1 protein-coding gene and 2 pseudogenes are annotated in these 3,555 nt (G+C 44.8%); 2 read left to right on the plus strand and 1 reads right to left on the minus strand.

Annotated features, from left to right (window positions below; all coding sequences use genetic code 11):
* Positions 1 to 2,507: pseudogene (locus ACFINU_RS09330) on the minus strand (hemagglutinin repeat-containing protein); the annotation flags it as partial.
* A 267-nt stretch (positions 2,508 to 2,774) separates the two neighbouring features.
* Here ACFINU_RS09330 and ACFINU_RS09335 point away from each other — a divergent pair.
* Together ACFINU_RS09335 and ACFINU_RS09340 are read left to right on the plus strand one after the other, a co-directional pair.
* Positions 2,775 to 3,104 carry a hypothetical protein gene (locus tag ACFINU_RS09335; RefSeq protein ID WP_375667618.1) on the plus strand — a complete coding sequence of 110 codons (330 nt, stop codon included), beginning with the start codon at positions 2,775 to 2,777 and terminating at the stop codon, positions 3,102 to 3,104.
* 70 nt (positions 3,105 to 3,174) lie between these two features.
* Positions 3,175 to 3,555: pseudogene (locus ACFINU_RS09340) on the plus strand (hypothetical protein); the annotation flags it as partial.

The following is a 3,555-nucleotide window of genomic DNA, read 5'->3' on the forward strand; positions in this document are numbered from 1 at the left end:
CCATCACCCGCTTTGATGCCTGATTGCTCCACAACACTATGATAATCGCTAGAGGATTTATCCTTTTGGAAAGAGGCGCTCATGGAGCCCCCACCACCCGTTTGTCCAGCACCAAACCCAACAGAAACAGAGTTTTGCTTGCTGGAAGTTTGTCCCGTATCACTGCGGCTGATAATGGCAAAATCACCCCCTACTTCCATTTCTACACGCTCTCCAGAAACCACGGCGCCTGCCAATGTGGTGTTTGCCTGACTTATGGTATGAACGGTGCCGGTGCCTATAATATGGCTGTTTTTGTGTTGAACTTCCTCACTGGAACCTTCCCCTTGACTAAAAGCAGCACTGCCCGTTGCCCCTGCACCACCCGTGCCATAACCGGTGCCAACACTCATTGAAGCACTTTCACTGCTGTTTTGTGTGCTTTGCGTGTTTTGTGCACTTTCAAAGATGATATCTTTACCTGCTTCCATGGTGATCTTTTCGCTCTGTGCATCATTTTCCAGCACATAGATTGGATTGGTACCAGCGATAATATCAGCGCCAACACCATGAATGCTGCCTTCGTGGGCATGCATGTTAACAGCGCGTCCGCCTTCTATGCTATCTGTCACCGCTGTGGAGGTCTGAACAGAGGCTTCTGTTTTCTCAGTTTTAAAGCCCACGGTTACACTGCCAGATGCGCCAGCCATATTGGCAAGAGCATCCTTGGTGGAGCCCCCCAATCCTCCTAATGGGTTACTCAGTCCTTTGGTTATGTTCCCCTTTTCTCCTGTGTTGCCAGTCAGCCAATCAACAAAATTCTTGCCTTTGTTAAAGAGGTGATTGATTTTCATGCCGGTCAGTATGCCATTAATAACTGTATTGTTACCATCCTTATTATTCATGTGATCTGCGGCATCTTTTAGTCCTTGTACCGTGCCAAGGACACCGATATCAACGGAAGTTGTCACACCAGCAAAAGACTTTTCATGCTTTTCTTTTGCGTTAGAGGTATCATAGCTTTCTGATAGGGTGATATTATTGCCTGCATCAATGTTGACATCACGATCCGCCGAAACAATGGCTGCTTGTAAATTCACATCATTGTCAGCAGTAATCTGCACATCTTGGCGTGCCGTGATGTGTGATTGTGTGGAAGTGGTTTCCCATTGATCGCCCGTATCTTTGGCGCTTGCAATTCCACCCCCCAAGGAAGCACCGCTGTTGCTCTTTTCAAACTGAAACCCAAAGCCTGTACGTTCTTCCTTTGAGTTTGCCCTATGGCTATTATGACCAACAAGCACATTGACATCACGCGCTGCCGAAAGGTTAATATTCTCACCTGCGAGATCAGAGCCAACAATTGTCACATCTTTTTTCTTGGCAGTGATGGTGATATTGCCATCCGCATTGAGAGAAGAGCCTTGATGCTCAAAGCTCTCTTCATTTTCTGTCTTTCCCTCACTCCCGTATATCGACACAAAGCCCTTGCCTGATCCCACACCAAAACCTGTTTCATGGGTTTCTGAATGGCTTTTATGGTGATCTGTCATGCCATCAATCGTCACATTTTCTCCGCTCACATTGATATCTTGACCGGAAAGCAGATGAGAAGCAGAAATCTTGGCTTCTCCTTGTGCGTCTAACACGATGTTGCCCGTCGCCCCAAGGATAGAGGAGACCGTTGTGGTATGCGATTGAGATGTATCGGACGATTCCTCATGCAAAAAGCCACTTGATGACGATTGTGCTTGCTGATCCAAGTGTTCTTGGGCGCCTTTTATGACAATCTTTCCCCCAGAGTGAATGGTAATATCCGCTTGTTTCTGATCTCCTGGTGCTTTCTCTCCTGACGTTTCCTCTGCCTTACCGGCTATGAGCGTCGAGGCGACAACTTCCGTGTTGTTTCCTGAGTCAATGGCAATGCCTTCACCCCCTGTTATGCTTGATCCCACAACTTGGCGCACATCCATCTTGTTATGCTCAGATTTGTTGCTACTAAATGCTCCACCGTCTTTATGGTACGACATCTCATACTGTAAGCTATCCTCTGCATTATTGATCAGGACATCGTTGCTGGCTTTCAGCCCCACCTTGCCATCAGCCGCAATGGAACTACCTGTAATGCTAAGATCATGTGGTTTGCCATCCTGCCCTGCAATGACAGTGGTGTCACCTCCCGATTTTATCGAAGAGCCAACGGCATGAGAGGCTTGCATGTCCACTTTCGTGTTTTTGGTGCGAAGATGATACTCCATCTCATCGTTTCTCACCCCTATTGTTACCTCCCCTTTCGCGCCAAGAGCAACATTACCCTTGGCATCTATATCGGAAGCAGCCATATGGATATCTTTTCCAGAGAGAACAGTGGTCTCTTTTCCAGAACTTAGATGAGAGCCATTGTGCACCGCGACATGAGATGTTTGATCCCCGCGATGGCTATTGGCACTGTTGCGTGTGGCATCAATCGAAACATTCCTCTCAGCTTGCAAGGAAAGATTATCCGTTGCTTGAATATCAGAGCTGAGGTTTATGGCAATGCGCAAGTATATGAGAACGCATTGGTTTATGGTGATATTTTTGGACATGCTAAAGTGTATGGAAATGCAAAAATTTATGACACTATTTATGGCAAGTTTCTTGATAAAACTAGAATTTATGGCAATGCTGAGATTTATGATAAAGCACGTGTTTTAGGAACCTCTCAGGTTTATGATAATGCCCATGTTTATGAAAATGCTATAGTTTTTGATAATGCTAGGGTTTGCGATAATGCCCATGTTTGTGGCGCTGCTATGGTCAATAGAGAAGCCAAGGTTTATGGGAATGCTATAGTGACTGGTTATGCCCATGTTTATGATAGGGGCTGCGTTTATGACAATGCCAAGGTTTATGGTGGCGCTTGGGTTGCCAATAATGCTTTAATTTCTGATAATGCCGAGGTTTATGATGATGCTCGCATTTATGACAATGCAAAAATTTATGGCAAGGTCCATGGTGATGCTCATGTCTATGGCAATGCCAAGGTAATGGCTATACTGAGATTGGTGGTGATACCAAAATTGGTGGCAATTATAAAGAACCCGTTATCACTGGTGATATTGTTTTTACAACTGTGTAAATGACGCGCGGGCGCGGCGGGGGCGCCCCTCTTTAAACATTTCATTCTAAAATTCAAATCTATTTATAAAGGAATTGTGCTATGCAAAAAAGTTTGCACTCACAAATGAGACACGTGTATTTAATAATCAAACTCTTTATCGCATCCAAGCATTAAGGGATTTTGACGATGTTAAGGCTGGTGCCTTGGGTGGTTTTATTGAAAATGAAAGTAACCTCTCTCATAATGGCAATTGCTGGGTTTACGATAATGCTCTTGTTTTAAATCCTGCCCATATTTATGAAAATGCCAAGGTTTTTAATAACGCTATTATAATGGGTAGTGTTTATGGCAATGCCCATGTATGTGACCGTGCCCGCGTTTATGCAAATGCTCATGTTTATGATTATGCTCATGTTTCTTATGATGCTACGGTTTTTAGTTATGCACGCGTCTATGGTCGTGCCATTGTTGCT

Source organism: Bartonella sp. AC130YNZD, assembly GCF_042196865.1.
In the GTDB taxonomy this organism is placed as follows: Bacteria; Pseudomonadota; Alphaproteobacteria; order Rhizobiales; family Rhizobiaceae; genus Bartonella.

Coding starts and splice junctions, on each gene's coding strand:
- ACFINU_RS09335 (WP_375667618.1), top strand. CDS start 2,775: ATGGTCAATAGAGAAGCCAAGGTTTATGGGAATGCTATAGTGACTGGT.